This is a genomic window from Telluribacter sp., assembly GCF_035998675.1.
Classification (GTDB): Bacteria; Bacteroidota; Bacteroidia; order Cytophagales; family Spirosomataceae; genus Telluribacter.
In genome coordinates this window covers 23885-40814 of record NZ_DASYHI010000014.1, presented here as the reverse complement: position 1 = coordinate 40814, position 16930 = coordinate 23885, and the positions used below count along the sequence as shown (strand labels likewise).

Here is a 16930-nt window from a genome sequence, read left to right as displayed (position 1 = left end):
ATATTATATAGAAGATGACAAAGCCAATGCTGACACTCGTGGGGGCGGGTCCGGGCGACGAAGAGCTGATAACCTTAAAGGGTATCAGAGCGCTGGGGCAGGCCGATGTAGTTTTGTATGATGAATTAGCCAATGCGGCTCTGCTCGAATACGCACCCGCCCCGGCCCTGAAAATATACGTAGGAAAGAGCGCGGGCAACGCTTCTTTTTCGCAGGAGGAAATCAATGCGCTGATTGTACGGCTGGCAACCCGAAAAGGGCACGTGGTACGCCTGAAAGGCGGCGACCCCTTTGTATTTGGCCGGGGACACGAAGAGCTGGAGTACGCTAAGCGATATGGTATAGAGTGTAAAGTAGTACCTGGTATTTCCAGTTGTATAGCGGTACCCTCTTCGCAGGGCATAGCCGTCACGCGCCGGGGCGTCAGCGAAAGTTTCTGGGTGATTACGGGTACTACCCGTAGTGGAGAAATGTCAGAAGACCTACAGCTGGCGGCTCAGTCGAAGGCGACGGTTGTGGTACTGATGGGTATGAGTAAGCTTGCTGAAATATGCGCAATGTATACCCGGTTTGGCCGGGGACATATGCCCATGGCTGTTATCCAGAATGGTACCCGCCCGGATGAGCGGTGGGTTGTGGGTCAGGCCTGGGAAATGCCAAGACTGGTCGCGGAACAAGGCGTGGGGGCGCCAGCGATCATCGTAATCGGCGAAGTAGTGGCTTTGCATCCGTCCTACGTGTCGGAGTACCTGCAGAGCCTTTCGGTAGCTGTTCACTAACAAAAAAAGCCGATCCGGTGTGGGGGCACCATGTGGATCGGCCTTACAGGGTTGTCTATGTTAAACACAAACGATTCAAAGAAAATGAAAAAATTCAGGTAAAACAAATCTTAGGCTCCGGCTCCGGGCGGAAGTAATTCCGCCAACCGACCCGACCCGTACTTCTGCCTTTCGGAAACAAGTACCTGCTCTCCTCCCTTTGGTCTGCCCGACCGGGTACTTTCCGAATCCCTGATCCGGCTTCTATAACCGGAACATGTACCGCACTTTAATACCGTTCAGACGTGGCCGCTCGTCTGTCCCTGTCACTACTTTTTTTCAATTCTCACTTATGCAAAAGGTATACAACATACTTTCAATAGGATTCCTGCTGACCAGCCTGCTCGTGGCGAAGGAATCAGCGGCTCAATTCAGCCTCACCGGACAACTCCGGACCCGCACCGAACTCCGCGATGGCTTTGGCGCTCCCTTACAAGTTGGCCAGGATGCAGCCCTTTTTACTTCCCAGCGTACCCGCCTCAACGTGGGCTACACCGGCTACCGTACCAAATTCTTTGCGGCTATTCAGGACGTGCGGGTATGGGGGCAGGATGCCTCCACCAACAACCGCATCACGAATCCGGCCCAAAACGGATTGATGCTCCACGAAGCCTGGGCCGAAATCAGCCTCCTGGACACAGCTTTCACCAAAACAGGTAATGATTTCTCTTTAAAAATAGGTCGGCAGGAACTCGTGTACGACGACAGCCGTCTGCTCGGCAATCTCGACTGGCTCCAGCAGGCCCGCCGCCACGACGCCGCCCTCCTGAAGTACAGCCACAACAGCTACATGGCGCACCTGGGGGTAGCATTTAATCAAAATGGCGAGTATAAAAGCGGTACGCTGTACAACGGTGTTCCGGTGGGATACCCGGCTGGTACCAACGCCATAGGTACTATGTACAAATCCATGCAGTACCTGTACCTGGGCAAAAAACTGAAGGCCGGTAACGCTTCCTTCCTGGTGCTGAAAGATGATTTTAACCAATATACCCTGACCGAAACCGGAGCCAAAGTACCTGCGCCAGGTACCTGGAGCCGGGTAACCCTGGGCCCCTACCTGAATACCCGGTTGGGCAAAAACCTTGGCCTGACGGCCAGTGCCTATATGCAGCGCGGCAAAGACAAGGATGGTACTAACCTGAAAGCCTATACCTACTCCCTAAATACCCTCTACTCAGCCAGCAAACGCTTCGCCATTGGTCCCGGTGTGGACTACCTATCCGGCAATAGGGCCGGCTCGGTGGGCAACCGTCGTTTTGACCCGCTCTACGGTACGCCGCACAAGTTCTGGGGCCAGATGGACTACTTCTACGTAGCCGATGGCTTCGGCAAAGGCGGACTGGTGGACTACTACCTGAGCAGTATCATCAAGGTTTCGTCCCAATTTTCAATCAACACGGACCTGCACGAGTTTGCCAGCGCCGCGGCCGTTACGGGCAGCGATAACAACCGGTTAAGCCGCAGCTACGGCACCGAACTGGACATAATCATGAACTATACCCTCACCCGGACTATAGGTTTCCAGGGTGGGTACTGTACCTTCTTTACCACACCTACGCTGGCGGCGGTAAAAGGCGTTACCGCCGCCCGCCGCAACGCCAACTGGGCGTACCTGATGATTAACATAAAACCTGATTTCCTGGCGAAGAACTAAGCCGGCTGTCCTCCCCACCGCTTGCTGGTTCGGCACCAGAGCTGAATCTATTTTTTAACCTTTAAACTGATCTACTCATGTCAGCTATACATAACAAACCACTCGAAAAGCTCAACATATTCAGCGTCCACGGCATTCAGATGAAGACCTTTCACCTGACCTGGGTAGCCTTCTTTTTCTGTTTCTTTGGCTGGTTTGGTGTCGCGCCGCTAATGAAGGTCATCAAAGACGATCTCGGCCTGACCAAAGAGCAGATTGGTAATACCATTATTGCCTCCGTAGCGGCTACCGTCATCGCCCGGGTACTAATCGGTCGCCTGTGCGATAGCTGGGGTCCCCGCAAAACGTACTCGGCGCTGCTGGCGATATCGGCTATACCCGTCATTACGATTGGTTTCGCTAAAAGTTACGAGGCATTCCTGCTGTTCCGTCTGGCCATCGGGGTCATTGGTGCCTCCTTTGTCATTACACAGTACCATACTTCGGTAATGTTCGATAAAAAGATTGTGGGTACGGCCAACGCCGTAGCCGGTGGCTGGGGTAACCTGGGCGGTGGCGTTACGAACATGCTGATGCCGCTCATCTTTGCGGCCTTTATCGGTCTGGGTTACTTACCGGCTTCGGCCTGGCGGTTGGCGATGGTGGTACCGGGCGTTATCCTGCTGGTGCTGGCGGTGCTGTACTACTACAATACCAAGGACACCCCCGCCGGTAACTTCGAGGAAATAGAAGCCAGCCATGTTTCTGCTTCGCCCAAAGCCAAAGGTACCCTGGCCCTGGCCGCCAAAGACCCCCGCACCTGGATTCTGTTCCTGGCCTACGGCGCCTGCTTCGGAATCGAAATTACCTTCGACAACGTAGCCGCCCTCTACTTCGCCGAGAACTTTGGTGCTACCCTGACAACGGCCGGACTACTGGCGGGTACCTTCGGTTTCATGAACCTCTTCGCCCGGGCCATGGGCGGCATTATGGCTGATAAAATAGGCAACAAGTACGGCATGCGGGGCAAAGGCATCCTGCTCGCGCTGCTGCTGGCCCTGGAAGGCATCGGTATTGCTTTATTTGCGCAGTCCGGTGAAATAGTCTACGCCGTAATTGCCATGCTGGGCTTCGCACTATTCCTGAAAATGGCCAATGGCGTTACCTACGCCATCGTACCCTTTATCAACCGCAAAGCCATGGGTTCGGTAAGTGGTATCGTGGGAGCCGGTGGTAACGTGGGAGCCGTACTGGCGGGCTTCCTTTTCAAATCAAGTACCATTAGCTATTCCGAAGCATTCCTTTACATCGGTCTGGCCGTAGCCGTGGTGGGTGCCATTGTAGCCCTGACCCGATTTGAGAAAGAAAGCGTGGAAACCGAGAAAGTCGGCAAAGCCGAGGTGGCGGTGGCATGACCTCACCGCAACGGGAGGCGCTCCTCCGGCGGACCGCCCCCAACCCTTCTCCTCCAAGGAGAAGGGCTATTTAATTAACTTACTGCTTATCCTCTCCCCCTCTCCTGACAGGAGAGGGGGCCGGGGGGTGAGGTAAACTTAAAATCTATGAATTCACAAACCACCCGACATAAAACCACTTGTTGCTACTGCGGTGTGGGCTGCGGAGTGGTGGTAAAGCAGGAGCCCAACGGACGCCTGACCGTAGAAGGCGATAAAGAACATCCGTCCAACCGCGGGATGCTGTGCTCCAAGGGTATGAACCTGCACTATACCGTCATGGACCAGTCGGACCGGCTGCTGTACCCGCAGATGCGCCTCAACCGCTCCATGCCGCTGCAACGCGTTAACTGGGATACCGCTCTGGAACGTACGGCTGCGGTGTTTCGGGCACTTATTCAGAAATACGGCCCCGACTCCGTAGCATTTTATGTATCGGGACAATGCCTGACGGAAGAGTACTACCTGGTCAACAAGCTCATCAAAGGATTTATTGGCTCCAATAACATTGACACCAACTCCCGGCTCTGCATGAGTTCGGCGGTGGTGGGCTACAAGCTGACGCTGGGTGAGGACTCGGTACCGGTATGCTACGATGATATTGAGGAGGCCGATGTTTTCTATGTGCAGGGAGCCAACCCGGCCTGGTGCCACCCCATTATCTGGCGGCGCATTGAGGCGCATAAGGCGGCCAATCCGGCCGTAAAAATCATCTGTATAGACCCCCGCCGCACCGACACCGCCCGCTCCTCGGACCTGCACCTACCCATTCGCCCGGGTACTGATATAGTACTCAACAATGCCATCGGCCGTCTGCTGATAGAGAAAGGGTATATCCATGAGGAATTTATCGTCAACCATACCGACGGTTTTGCCGCCTACCGCGAGCAGGTGATGCAGCGAACGCTATCCGAAGCCGCTGACCTCTGCGGGGTACCGGCGGAAGACATCGAAAAGGCCGCCGATTGGATTGGCCGTTCAAAGGGTTTCCTGTCACTCTGGACTATGGGGATGAACCAGTCGGTAATAGGGGTTAACAAAAACCTTTCGCTCATTGACCTGCACCTCATCACGGGGCGCATAGGTACCCCCGGCAACGGCCCCTTCTCCCTGACCGGCCAGCCCAACGCCATGGGGGGCCGCGAGGTAGGTGGTCTGGCTAACATACTCCCCGGTCACCGCGACGTTACCAACGCCGCCCACCGGGCCGAAGTAGAGCAGTTCTGGAATACACCCGTTCACATCGCGGCAAGGCCCGGCCTGACGGCGACCGAGATGTTTGAGGCACTGGCTGATGATAAGCTGAAAGCCATCTGGATTATCAATACCAACCCCATGGTGAGTATGCCCGATGCCAACGCCGTAGAGAACGCTTTGAAAGGGGCTCGGTTTGTGGTGGTGCAGGACGTATCCAGCCGGGCCGATACCGTGCAATTTGCCGACGTGGTACTTCCAGCCGCCGCCTGGCTCGAAAAAGAAGGTACCATGACCAACGCCGAGCGCCGTATCACGCACCTGCCCAAGGTACTTGATGCCCCCGGCGAAGCCCTGCCCGACGCCGAAATCATCTGGCGATTTGCTCATAAAATGGGCTTTGGCGAAGCCTTCAACTACACCAGTGCTTCGCAGGTATACGAAGAGTACACCAAAATAACAGCGGGTACCAACATAGACGTAACGGGCGTGAGTTACGAGGTACTCAAAGAGCTCCGTAGTGTGCAGTGGCCATTTCGGGAGGCGGCCGGAGGAGCGCCTCCCGCCGCTGCGGAGGAAGGAAGGAAAGGAGAAAGGGAGGAAGGGTTAAAAGGAGGAAAGGCGGAAGGTGATTATTTCGTAACAGGTAATGAGCAGAGTTCTGTGGGGACGAAGCGGCTATTTGCCGATAAGGTATTCTATACCCCCAACGGACGGGCGCAGATTCAGGCTGTACCGGATGAGAATAAATCCGAAGCTACCGATGCAGATTTTCCACTAGTACTGACTACCGGCCGCATCCGTGACCAGTGGCATACCATGACCAAAACGGGCCGGGTCACCAGGCTCAACCAGCATACGCCTAAGCCTTTCCTGCAGATTCACCCGGAAGATGCCAGAAACCGGGAGATTAAGGAGGGGCAACTGATAGTAGTAAAGGGCCGACGTGGGGAGGTTCGGGTGAAGGCCCAGCTTTCTGAAGACGTACGGCCGGGCGTATGCTTCCTGCCTATGCACTGGGGCAAAATCCTGAACAGCAACCTGGGCCGGGCCAATAACCTGACCAGCTCGTTGGTAGACCCTCGTTCCAAAGAACCCGATTTCAAGTACTCGGCGGTACAGGTAGTACCTTACTGCAAACCTGCCGAGAAAATCATCGTGATCGGAGCCGGTTCGGCTGGCTTGGGCTTTATCAACGCCTACCGAGCTATCAATCAGGAGGACGAGATTCACGTATTTTCCAAAGAGATTTATCCTTTCTACAACCGGGTACTCCTGCCCGACTACATCAGTGGGGCCCAGCCCTGGGAGCAACTGGTAAAGCTGCGCGAGGAGCAGTTTGCCGAGGCCAATATTACAGTACATAAGGGCGTGGGCATCGTCCATATTGACCGGAAAAATAAAGTAGTGACCGACACCGAGGGACGGGAACATAGCTACGATAAACTCCTGCTCGGTACCGGTAGCCGGGCTTTTATGCCGCCGGGCGTACCCCGTATGGAGGGTATTTTCAACATGCGCTCGCGCCTGGATGCCGACTCGCTCCTCCCCTTCCTGCAGCAGCCCAATCCGCACGCGGTTATTGTGGGAGGTGGTTTGCTGGGGCTTGAACTGGCCGCCTCTCTTCGTCAGATTAACGTAAGGGTAACGGTTATCCAGCGCATCAGCCGGTTTATGGAGCGTCAGCTCGACCCGCTGGCCGGTGAACTGCTGTACCAGGAGCTGGTGGACCGGGGCATTGAGGTATTTTTCAATGACGAAGTTCAAACCTTTCAGGGTACTGATAAGCTGGAAGGCATTCAGCTAAAATCCGGCCGTCGTCTCGACTGCCAGGTGGTAGTTATTGCCATTGGTACCATACCCAACATAGAACTCGCCCGCGAAGCCGGACTGGAATGCAACCGGGGCGTGGTGGTCAATGATTACCTGCAAACCTCCGACCCTTCTATTTTTGCCGCTGGCGAAATAGCGCAGTGGCGCGGCCAGATGTGGGGAATCACGCTGGCCGCCGAGCAGCAGGCCGAAGTGGCCGTCGGCTATATTCTGGGTGATATTACGACGCCTTACAAGGGAAGTGTTTCGATGAATATCCTCAAAATGGAAGGCCTGCACCTGTGCAGTATCGGTCTGGCCGAGGCCCCTCCCGACGACCCCGACTATGAGGAGATTGTCTTTATTGATAAATCGCAGCGCTACTACAAAAAGTGCATCGTCTACCGCGACAAGCTCGTAGGAGCCATTATGGTGGGGGATAAGAACGAGTTTCAGGAGTTCCGTGACCTAATTGCCAACGGCGTGGAACTATCGGAGAAACGCCTCCAGCTGCTACGCTCGGGCAAGCAGGCCGACCCGGTGGAAGGAAAACTGGTCTGCTCCTGCAACAACGTCGGCCAGGGCAACCTCGAACGGGCCATCCAGGCCGGATGTACCGATTTCCAGCAGTTGTGCAGGCAAACGGGCGCCGGTACCGGCTGCGGCTCCTGCCGCCCCGAAGTACGTAGTATTCTGGAAAAAATGAACGAACCCGTACTGATAACAGGTACCTAAGGCAAAGGCCAGGATAAGGTGAAGACACTTCACTCATCCACTCATTCACTCATTCACTCATTCACTCATTCACTCTTTAAGCCCATGCGTGATTACTATAACGTAAAGATAAACATACCTGGCGGCATTGTATCGCCGGGTACGCTGCACGAAATCCTGTCGATGGCTTATGAAGCAAAGGTGAGAAAGGTGCGCTTTGGCTCCCGTCAGCAGCTGCTGATGACGGTCCACTACGAAGACATGCGTTTTCTGGAACAGGACCTAAAAAAGAAACAGATTAACTACGAGCTGAACACCGAAAGGTACCCCAACATTATCAGCTCCTACTGCGCCGAAGAGGTATTCCGGACGGGGCAGTGGCTGAGCGAAAGTGAGTACCATACGGTACTGGATGGTTTCGACTACCAGCCCCTGCTGAAAGTCAACCTGTCGGATTCCAGCCAGAGTTTTACCCCGTTTTTTACCGGAAACTTAAACTTCATAGCCTCGGAAGTACCCCACTTCTGGTACCTATACGTGCGGCCCAGGCAGACTAATCTGGTATTCCGCTGGCGCGAGCTTATTTACACCAATGATATCAGCCGTCTGGCCCGCTGTGTAGAAGATGCCATGCTGACGGAGGGCCATCGGGAGGAGGAGTCGCTGTACCGGTCCGTTACGGGGCAACGTACCTTTATTACTCAACCCGCGACCGGCGAGGTAGAACTTCCGGACTTTACCCTGCCCTACTACGAAGGCTTCAACCGCTACGGCCCCCGTACGTGGCTGGGCCTGTACCGCCGCGACGAGCAGTTTTCCATCCGGTTTTTGCAGGAAGTATGCGCGCTTTGCCTGAAAACGCGCATTGGTGAAATTTGTATTACGCCCTGGAAATCCCTGATAATAAAAGGAATTGAAGAAAAAGACCGTACGCTGTGGAGTAAGGTACTGGGTCGGCATAACATCAACGTCCGCCATGCGGCCAGTGAACTGGCCTGGCAAACCGAAGACCATACCGACGAAGGTACCCGGCTAAAAAACTACGTAGTGCGCTATTTTGACAAACACGATACCCGCACCTTTGGCCTGTGCTTCGGTGTACAAACGCGCCCCAAGTCGGAGGTATTCGGCTCGGTACTGGTACGAAAGCGCCCCCTGCTTCAGATTGGTCAGCTGTCACTTTTCAGCGTGTACGACATTTATTTTACCGAAAACTTCAACCCCAACAGCCGTACCTACTACCTCTTTGAGAAAGGCCTGCTGCGGCTGCACGTACCGGGCCAGCTCGAGCGACTTTGCCGCCGGTTCAGCGCCCGTAGTTCCATGGAGAGCCGGGAAGCCATACGGTTTGAGGGCGAAGAACCGGTAAGTACTCTCCCATCCGGGGTACTTGCCCACCAGTGCCTCCACTGCTTCACGGTCTACGACGAGCGTTTTGGCGACGTACTTAATGACATACCCGCCGGAGTCTCCTTCGACCAGTTGCCCGACCACTACGCCTGCCCCACCTGCGACGCCCCCAAAGCAGACCTGCTGCTGGTTGAGTTAGGAAATGCAATGGAAGAAGTGTGACATTAGAGAAATAGTTTTCATATTTTAGCAAAGAGAACCAATGAACGCAATAGCCATCGACACCTACTTTTTCCGGTTTGAAAGCGACTTTGTGGATACCTTCCGGTGTATCCCGATGATCGTCCGCTACAAGCTCGATACCTGCGGCATTAAGCTGAAACTACCCGAATGGGTGAAGCTAAGCGTGGAGGAGAAAGAGCAGCTGGCCTACCTGCCCTGCCACAGCGAAGCCGAAATAGCCGCGTATCGTAAGTACCTGCAAGACCTCGTCCTGCGCCGGACCGGACACGAAGCCAGCCAACTACCGCCCGTAGAAGCAGCCTGGGAGGTACTTCATGAAGTACCCGACGAAGTACAGCAAAAAGCCGTGGAGTGGGAATGCGCACCCCTGACGCTGGAGCAGTGGTTGCGGCTGGATACCCTGCATCGCTTCGCGCTGGTCAAACTGAGCCGCTCGGGACACGAAGGCAAAAACTTCCCCCGCGCGCTACGGGAGTTTGGGGTTGGATAGGTGTATCACCTCCTCATCCCCTTCATTTCCCTAATCTCCCTCCCGACCAGCGTCATCAGTTTCAGGAGTTGTTCCATATTCGATTCGGCGGAGGGTATCTCGCGGCTCTGGTAGCTGTGGAATTTCCATATTTCCAGTACCTCCTCGGCCCGTACCGTGTAGGGTTCGTAAAGCATATTATACGACCGCAGCAGCAGGCCTCCGTCCGGCTGTACCGTTACCTCCTTGAACACGAAGTCCTGGTCGCCTTTCAGGATCAGGATGCAGGGCGTACCGGGCCTGATGCTTTTCCAGTCCTCTACGTACTGCCCTACCACATCGCTGCCTTCGGGAATGGGCAGCATTGAGTCGCCGGTGATGGGAAACATGCGATAGGTGTGGCCCTGGGGCAGGTTGGGCAGGCTGAACCGCGGCAGGGCCGCCAGGTACTCCGGGTCGGCGTAGCCGCTGCGATAGCCCGCCTTCGCCTTCACCGGTACGTACTCTACATTTTCCCGGTTCTCCTTATCAACTGTGATGGCCAGCACCCGGATCTGACTACCCGTCATGTACACGTCGTTGCCTGCCTCCAGCTCCCGCAGTTTCAGCTCCGACAGCCGCGACAAATCTATTTTCAGCAGACTATCCACGCTGATTTTAAAGAAGTCCGAGAATTTAAGATAATCCTCCGGCTGCGGTGCTTTGGTCTGTCCGTTTTCCAGCGCGTTCAGCTTGGAACGTGTCAACCCCAGCTGCTCGGCCAGCGCTTCCTGACTTAACTTCCGACGCTCCCGCAGAAACTTAATGTTGGCCCCAAAAAAAACTTTTTGCGGTTTCATATAGTCTTTGTTATAATTACGGTCAACACTTTGACACGATTAATGTCAAAGGTACTAAAATAAAGATGGAACGCCAAATCGTACACTGCGACTTAGACACCTTTTTTGTGTCGGTGGAACGGCTCCTCAACCCCAGCCTGGTGGGTAAGCCCATGCTGGTGGGAGGAACGTCCGACCGCGCCGTGGTGGCGTCCTGCTCGTACGAGGCCCGGCGCTTTGGCGTGCATTCGGCCATGCCCATGCGGCTGGCCCGGCAGCTCTGCCCCGAAGCGGTGGTAGTGCGGGGCGATATGGAGATGTACTCAAGGTACTCGGGTATGGTGACCGAGATCATCTCGGAGCGGGCGCCCCTGGTCGAAAAAGCCAGCGTGGATGAGCACTACCTGGACATTACCGGGATGGACCGTTTTTACGGCTGCTGGCAGTGGACGCAGGAGCTGCGTCGCCGCATCATGCAGGAAACGGGGCTGCCCATTTCTTTTGGTCTTTCGGTCAATAAAACCGTGTCGAAGATAGCGACCGGAGAGTCCAAGCCCTGCGGGGAAAAGCGGGTGGAAGGCGGCAGCGAAAAAGCCTTTCTGGCCCCCCTGTCTATCCGCAAGATTCCCATGATTGGTGAAAAGACTTATATGCAACTGAGGAACATGGGTATTTCGCGGGTAGCTACCCTGCAGCAAATGCCGCAGCTTAGCCTGCAGAAGGTACTCGGTGCCCACGGCAGTACCATCTGGAAAAAAGCCAACGGCCTGGACGACACCCCCGTAGTACCTTATCACGAGCGCAAGTCTGTCAGTAAAGAGCATACGTTTGAAAAAGATACCATTGATATGCACCGGCTACGTAAAAGGCTGCTCCTTATGATAGACGAGCTGGCTTTTGACCTGCGGCAGGACCAGAAACTCACCAGCTGCCTGACCCTGAAAATCCGGTACAGCAACTTCGATACCCACACCAAACAGCTGCACCTGCCCTATACCTGCTCGGAGCGGCTCCTGTACGAGCGCACCATGGAACTGTTCGGGAAGCTGTACACCCGGCGCATGCTCATCCGGCTCATTGGTGTCCGGCTCAGCGGACTGGTCAGCGGCCATCACCAGGTACATCTGTTTGAGGATACCGAAACAGAACTAAACCTATCCCGGGCACTGGACACGATACGGTCCAGGTACGGGTTCCGGTCCGTTACCCGGGGCATTTGTTTATAAAGTAAATCTATGCTGCTCAATGTACACAGCTATTACAGCCTCCGCTACGGCACCATGAGCCTGGATGAGCTGGTGCAGCAGATGCTGCGGCACGGCTACGATACGGCGGTCCTGACGGATATTAATAATAGTACCGGCACGCTGGACTTTATCCGGACCTGCCGGGAGCAGGGGCTCAACGGCCTGGCGGGTATGGAGTACCGCAACGGCGACGAGTTGCTCTATATCGGTATAGCCCGGAACGCCAAAGGCTTTCAGGAGCTCAACGAATGGATGACCCGGCATAACGAGAAGCAGAGTATCCTGCCCGAAACACCCCCGCTGTTTAACCACGCTTACATAATTTATCCCTACGGCAAAAAAGAAGTAGAGCAACTACGGGAGAATGAGTACCTGGGCATCCACCCCCGGCACCTGAACCTGATCCGTCTGGAGCCCCGTTCCCGCCGGGAGCGCTATGTGATGTGGTACCCCGTGAGCTTTCAGGACAAAGCAGCGCACCAGCTGCACCGGCAGTTGCGGGCTATTGAGCACAATCTGCTCATTTCCCAACTGGAGCCCGGGCAGGTAGCTCCTGCTTCGGAGCGGTTCATTGCCAAAGGTACGCTCATGCAGTACTACCAGGAGTTCCCGGAAATTATCCGCTCTACTATTCAGCTGCTGCAGGGATGCTCGTTTGAATTTAACTTTGAAGAAGTCAAAAACAAAAAAACCTTTACCGGCAACGCCTACGACGACCGGCTGCTGCTGGAGCAGTACGCGCTGGACGGGCTGGAACGCCGCTACGGCAAAGATCATAAAGAGGCCCGGGAGCGGGTCCGGAAGGAGCTGGGCATTATCGACAACCTGCACTTTTCGTCCTACTTCCTCATCACCGACGATATCTGCCGCTACGCCACCCGGCGGGGATTTGCCTACGTGGGGCGCGGCAGTGGCGCCAACTCCGTCGTAGCCTACTGCCTGGGGATTACCGACGTATGCCCCATCGAGCTGGACCTGTACTTTGAGCGCTTCCTGAACCCCCTGCGCAAAACCCCGCCGGACTTTGACATTGATTTCAGTTGGAACCAGCGCGACCAGATGTACGACTACATCTTCCGCCGCTACCAGACCGGCCACACCGCCCTGATGGGCGCCATCAGTACCTTCCGGTCGCGCTCCATTATCCGGGAGCTGGGCAAGGTATACGGTCTGCCGAAGGAGGAAATAGACCGGCTGGTCCACGAGCCGGAGAATCTGCTTAATAAGAATGAAATCACGGAATTAATTCTGTCGGTGTACCACCGGATGGCCGACTTCCCCAACCAGCGGACCATCCACGCCTCGGGGGTACTTATATCAGAGCTGCCCCTGACCTGCTACTCGGCCCTCGACTATCCGCCCAAGGGCCTGCCCACGGTGCAGTTCGATATGTACACGGCCGAGGCCAGCGGCTTCGAAAAGTTCGACATCCTTTCCCAAAGGGGTATTGGCCACATCCGCGACTGCGTGCAGCTGGTAGAACAGAACCAGAGCGTGCGGGTGGATATTTCTCAGCCACGTCAATTTTTCAAGGATGAAAAAATCGCGGAACAACTCCGCTCCGCCGACACCATCGGCTGCTTCTACATCGAGAGCCCGGCCATGCGGCAGCTGCTGACCAAGCTGCGGTGCGACACCTACCTCACGCTGGTAGCAGCCAGCTCCATTATCCGGCCGGGTGTCGCCAGCAGCGGCATGATGAAGGCCTACATCGAGCGTCACCACAATCCGCAGGCCGTACAGTACCTGCACCCGGTCATGGAGCAGCAGCTCAGCGAAACCTACGGGGTGATGGTGTACCAGGAAGATGTCATGAAAGTCGGCCACCACTTCGGCGGGCTGGACCTGGCCGATGCTGATGTTCTCCGTAGGATTATGTCCGGTAAGGGGCGTAACCAGCAGAAGCTGGACGAGATTCAGGACCGCTTCTTTACCCACTGCCGGGCCAAAGGGTACCCCGAAGAGCTGACCCGGGAGGTATGGCGGCAGATGGAAAGCTTTGCCGGCTACTCCTTTAACAAAGCCCACAGCGCCTCCTTCGCCGTGGAGAGCTACCAGAGCCTGTACCTGAAGACGTACTACCCGCTGGAATTCATGGTGGCCGTACTCAACAACTACGGGGGCTTCTACAGCCGGAAAGTGTACGTCAACGAGGCCCGCAAAGCGGGTGGTACTATACAGCTTCCCTGCGTAAACCAAAGCCACTATCAGACCACCCTGTACGGCCGGGAGGTATACCTGGGCTTTGATTGTCTGCTGAACCTGGAAGGAAAACTCGCCCGGACCATACCACTGGAACGCCAGCAGCGGGGCGACTACACCGGCCTGGAAGATTTTAGTACCCGCACCGGCGCAGGGCTGGAACAGCTCATTATTCTGATCCGCTGCGGGGCCTTTCGGTTTACGGGTCAGGGCAAGAAGGAGCTGCTGTGGGAAGCACACCTGCTGCTGTGTGGTACCCGGCCGGACCAGGGTACTTCTTCGCTATTTGAAGCCAGCAGTCCCTCGTACGTACTGCCACCCCTGGAAACCTCTACGGCAGAGGACCTCTACGACGAGATTGAGCTGCTGGGCTTTGCGGTCAGTGATACGGCCTTTGCCCTGACCCGAAGTACCTATCGCGGGGAGGCCTTTGCCCGTACACTCGGGGGGCAGGAGGGCAGGGTAGTACGTATGGTGGGGGAATTTATCTGTGACAAGACGGTCCGGACCAAAAACGGTACGTACATGAAGTTCGGCACCTTCCTGGACTGCTTCGGCGATTTCTTTGATACGGTACACTTTCCGCCTTCGCTGAAGAACTATCCGCTGCAGGGTAGCGGTATTTATCTGATTGAGGGAAAAGTGGTACTGGATTTTGGCTGTCCGGCCCTGGAAGTGAGCCGGACGGCTAAGATACCCCTGAAACCGGACCCCCGAAGTATCTAAGTACTTACCCCAGCCGCACCGCGTTACTCAGCTCCTCCCCAATCGATCTCCTGGTGAATTGTAGTTGCCAAAAGCTGGTAGAAATTCTTTCGGCAAGGCCATTTCTCCCGTAAACCCTTCTTCTAGTACCTGCTTGAGTCCGTGGTGAGCTAGCTCTTCCTTTTGAATTTTTTCAGAAAGATGGGCCAGAAGTTGCGCCGAGTAAATCCCCGGTAGCGGTTGCCTCTGGTTTTCATCCCGGAATACCCAGGCGGTAAAGTGGGAGTTGGCTTTATAAAAAGTAATTAGGTTCGACAAAACATGGAGGGTCATGTCGGGCATATCGCAGGGTAGTACCAGCCAGTCGTGGTCAGGGTAGCGTTGGTGCACGGTGAGCAGACCTTTCAGGGGACCACCAACGGGAAGGTCAGCATCCGTAACCAATGCTGCCGAAGAAGGCAGCACCGCCCTGTACCCTTCCAGCTGCGCCTGCCGCACCACCACGGTCACAGGCAGGTACAGGCTCGCCAGTAACCTGGCCGCCCGGGCCACCCACGCCTCCTGATTATCTGTCAGCAAGCCTTTATCCTGCCCCATCCGGCGGCTTTCTCCCCCACTAAGTACCAGGCCGTGTAGCATGTATTTGAATTGTCGATTTGTATTTAAACGCAGAGGTACGGGGAGTGTTTATGCAGAGTTTCGCAGAGCCCTATTCGAGATTATTTTTCCGCACTTCATTCCTCACTCTTTCGCTCATTCACTCTTTCGCTCTTTACTAACCAGTACCTCCGTGATACGGTTTAGCTCCTCTACTTTATAGGCAAAGTCTCCCCGCAGCAGGTCACGTACTTCTTTGAGCTGTTGCATGGCGGTTTCGAGGTCGTCGGGAAGGGCGTCGGTCAGTACCTCGCGCAGACGTTTGGCCAGCGTGGGCGACATGCCGTTGGTAGAAATGGCTACCTTTAGGTTTCCTTTTTTTACAACGGACGAAAGATAAAAATCGCAGTAGTCGGGCGTGTCGGCTACGTTGGTCAGAATATGCCGGGCGCGGGCTACGCCTTTGATGCGTTTGTTCTCTTCTTTATCGTTGGTAGCTACTATGACCAAATCCTTTTCGTCCAGGTCGTGGTCTTCAAACTTTCTTTCAATCAGAGTGACCCGGCTTTTTTCACCGGCCATGATACGAATCTCCTCCCGAATTTCGGGTGATACCAGCGTAACGGTGGCCCCGGGCGCATTGTCCAGAACCGCCGTAATTTTTTCCAGTCCCACGTAGCCGCCGCCCACTATCAGGGTATGCAGGTCGTCGTTATTGAGTTTCAGGAAAATGGGAAACAGGTTATTCATTTTGGTCCGTGCGTTTTACTATTGGATAAAACTACAACATGTTTTAATGAAAATATTCCCGTTTCCCATTTAATACCTCTTTTTATGGAAGTACTCAGAGTACCTGCGTCCTGCACTTATGTCTGTGTACAACTACTACTTTGGCTCTTCGGTGCGGGTAAAATCCAGTTTTGAATTGTCTTCGAATTTAATGCGCCAGATGGTCTTGCCATTTTCTTTCACGATTTCCCAATTGGAATATTCAGCCTTATAGGCCGGAAACAAATCCTCGGCACCATACGCTTTTTTCAGGCCGTAACCCGGCGTCTGGCTGCTCCCGCAGGCATCGTAGCGACGGTAGTTACCACTGGCGGCGTAAAAGGCAAACGTTTTTTTCTGCGTGTCAAATACCACGGTACCTTTCCGGTACCCCAAAATCTGGTCGCGGCAGTAGGTACTGGTCTTGGTCCAGTAAAAATACTGTTCGGCGTCCCCGTCAGCGTTTACAAACCGGTATCCGGTAGCTATTTCGTTGGCGTTACCGGCGTAGCTCCCGTCATAGTTGTTGTATTGGGTCATCGAAAATGACCCTACCTGCCAGTACCCCCCTACCAGTTCGGCGGGTACTTTGGAGCGTGGATAGTTTCCAAAACCTCCCGGCTCGAGTGGCGACCCCCGGCCATCGGTTTCTTTACAGTTTAGTAACAGCAGGCTGCACAGGCCCAACACCAGGGACAAATTCATCAGAGAAAGTACTTTTTTCATGGCTTGTTAGAATAAATGATGTAAACAATAGGTAGTATTTCCGGGACAAAAATGTTACGCTGGCTTATTCTTCCCAAGGTTTACCTGCATGAGTTGTGGCTTTTAGACTACGAATCGGCCAAAAATGCTATTTAATTGAAGGAGGGAATTGCCAAGCCTGAGCGGGCTATCAACTAG

Annotated in this window: 12 protein-coding genes; 8 read left to right on the top strand and 4 right to left on the bottom strand. The window is 54.8% G+C overall.

What is annotated here, in order from left to right:
• Positions 1-26: 26 nt before the first annotated feature.
• The 6 genes from cobA (at position 27) to VGN67_RS06845 (ending at position 9711) form a co-directional block, all read left to right on the top strand.
• Positions 27-779 (top strand): uroporphyrinogen-III C-methyltransferase, encoded by a 753-nt coding sequence (gene cobA, locus VGN67_RS06870; RefSeq protein ID WP_327486054.1) that lies wholly within the window; start codon positions 27-29, stop codon positions 777-779.
• A gap of 331 nt (positions 780-1110) precedes the next feature.
• A complete protein-coding gene (locus tag VGN67_RS06865; protein ID WP_327486053.1) occupies positions 1111-2475 on the top strand; it encodes an alginate export family protein in 1365 nt (454 codons plus the stop codon).
• A 77-nt stretch (positions 2476-2552) separates the two neighbouring features.
• Positions 2553-3869: a NarK family nitrate/nitrite MFS transporter gene (locus VGN67_RS06860; RefSeq protein ID WP_327486052.1), complete on the top strand. Its 1317-nt coding sequence runs from the start codon at positions 2553-2555 to the stop codon at positions 3867-3869.
• 147 nt (positions 3870-4016) lie between these two features.
• Entirely contained in the window at positions 4017-7649 is a 3633-nt protein-coding gene (locus tag VGN67_RS06855; protein WP_327486051.1) for a molybdopterin-dependent oxidoreductase, read from the top strand.
• A gap of 84 nt (positions 7650-7733) precedes the next feature.
• Complete coding sequence (locus tag VGN67_RS06850) at positions 7734-9200, top strand: rubredoxin domain-containing protein (RefSeq protein WP_327486050.1); 1467 nt, start codon at positions 7734-7736, stop codon at positions 9198-9200.
• A 40-nt stretch (positions 9201-9240) separates the two neighbouring features.
• Positions 9241-9711: a nitrate reductase associated protein gene (locus VGN67_RS06845; protein WP_327486049.1), complete on the top strand. Its 471-nt coding sequence runs from the start codon at positions 9241-9243 to the stop codon at positions 9709-9711.
• A 5-nt stretch (positions 9712-9716) separates the two neighbouring features.
• On the opposite strand, the gene VGN67_RS06840 is transcribed toward VGN67_RS06845, so the two are convergent.
• The gene (locus VGN67_RS06840; protein WP_327486048.1) at positions 9717-10529 is read right to left on the bottom strand and encodes an XRE family transcriptional regulator; all 813 of its coding nucleotides are present in this window, start codon (positions 10527-10529) and stop codon (positions 9717-9719) included.
• A gap of 65 nt (positions 10530-10594) precedes the next feature.
• Here VGN67_RS06840 and dinB point away from each other — a divergent pair, with 65 nt between their 5' ends.
• Together dinB and VGN67_RS06830 are read left to right on the top strand one after the other, a co-directional pair.
• Positions 10595-11734 carry a DNA polymerase IV gene (dinB, locus tag VGN67_RS06835; RefSeq protein WP_327486047.1) on the top strand — a complete coding sequence of 380 codons (1140 nt, stop codon included), beginning with the start codon at positions 10595-10597 and terminating at the stop codon, positions 11732-11734.
• Between the two features lie 9 nt (positions 11735-11743).
• On the top strand, positions 11744-14683 hold the full coding sequence (locus VGN67_RS06830; RefSeq protein ID WP_327486046.1) for a DNA polymerase III subunit alpha: 2940 nt from the start codon (positions 11744-11746) through the stop codon (positions 14681-14683).
• 27 nt (positions 14684-14710) lie between these two features.
• On the opposite strand, the gene VGN67_RS06825 is transcribed toward VGN67_RS06830, so the two are convergent.
• The 3 genes from VGN67_RS06825 to VGN67_RS06815 form a co-directional block, all read right to left on the bottom strand.
• Positions 14711-15301 carry a molybdenum cofactor guanylyltransferase gene (locus tag VGN67_RS06825; RefSeq protein WP_327486045.1) on the bottom strand — a complete coding sequence of 197 codons (591 nt, stop codon included), beginning with the start codon at positions 15299-15301 and terminating at the stop codon, positions 14711-14713.
• 114 nt (positions 15302-15415) lie between these two features.
• On the bottom strand, positions 15416-16009 hold the full coding sequence (locus tag VGN67_RS06820) for a bifunctional precorrin-2 dehydrogenase/sirohydrochlorin ferrochelatase (protein ID WP_327486044.1): 594 nt from the start codon (positions 16007-16009) through the stop codon (positions 15416-15418).
• A gap of 135 nt (positions 16010-16144) precedes the next feature.
• The gene (locus tag VGN67_RS06815) at positions 16145-16753 is read right to left on the bottom strand and encodes a hypothetical protein (protein ID WP_327486043.1); all 609 of its coding nucleotides are present in this window, start codon (positions 16751-16753) and stop codon (positions 16145-16147) included.
• Positions 16754-16930 lie beyond the last annotated feature (177 nt).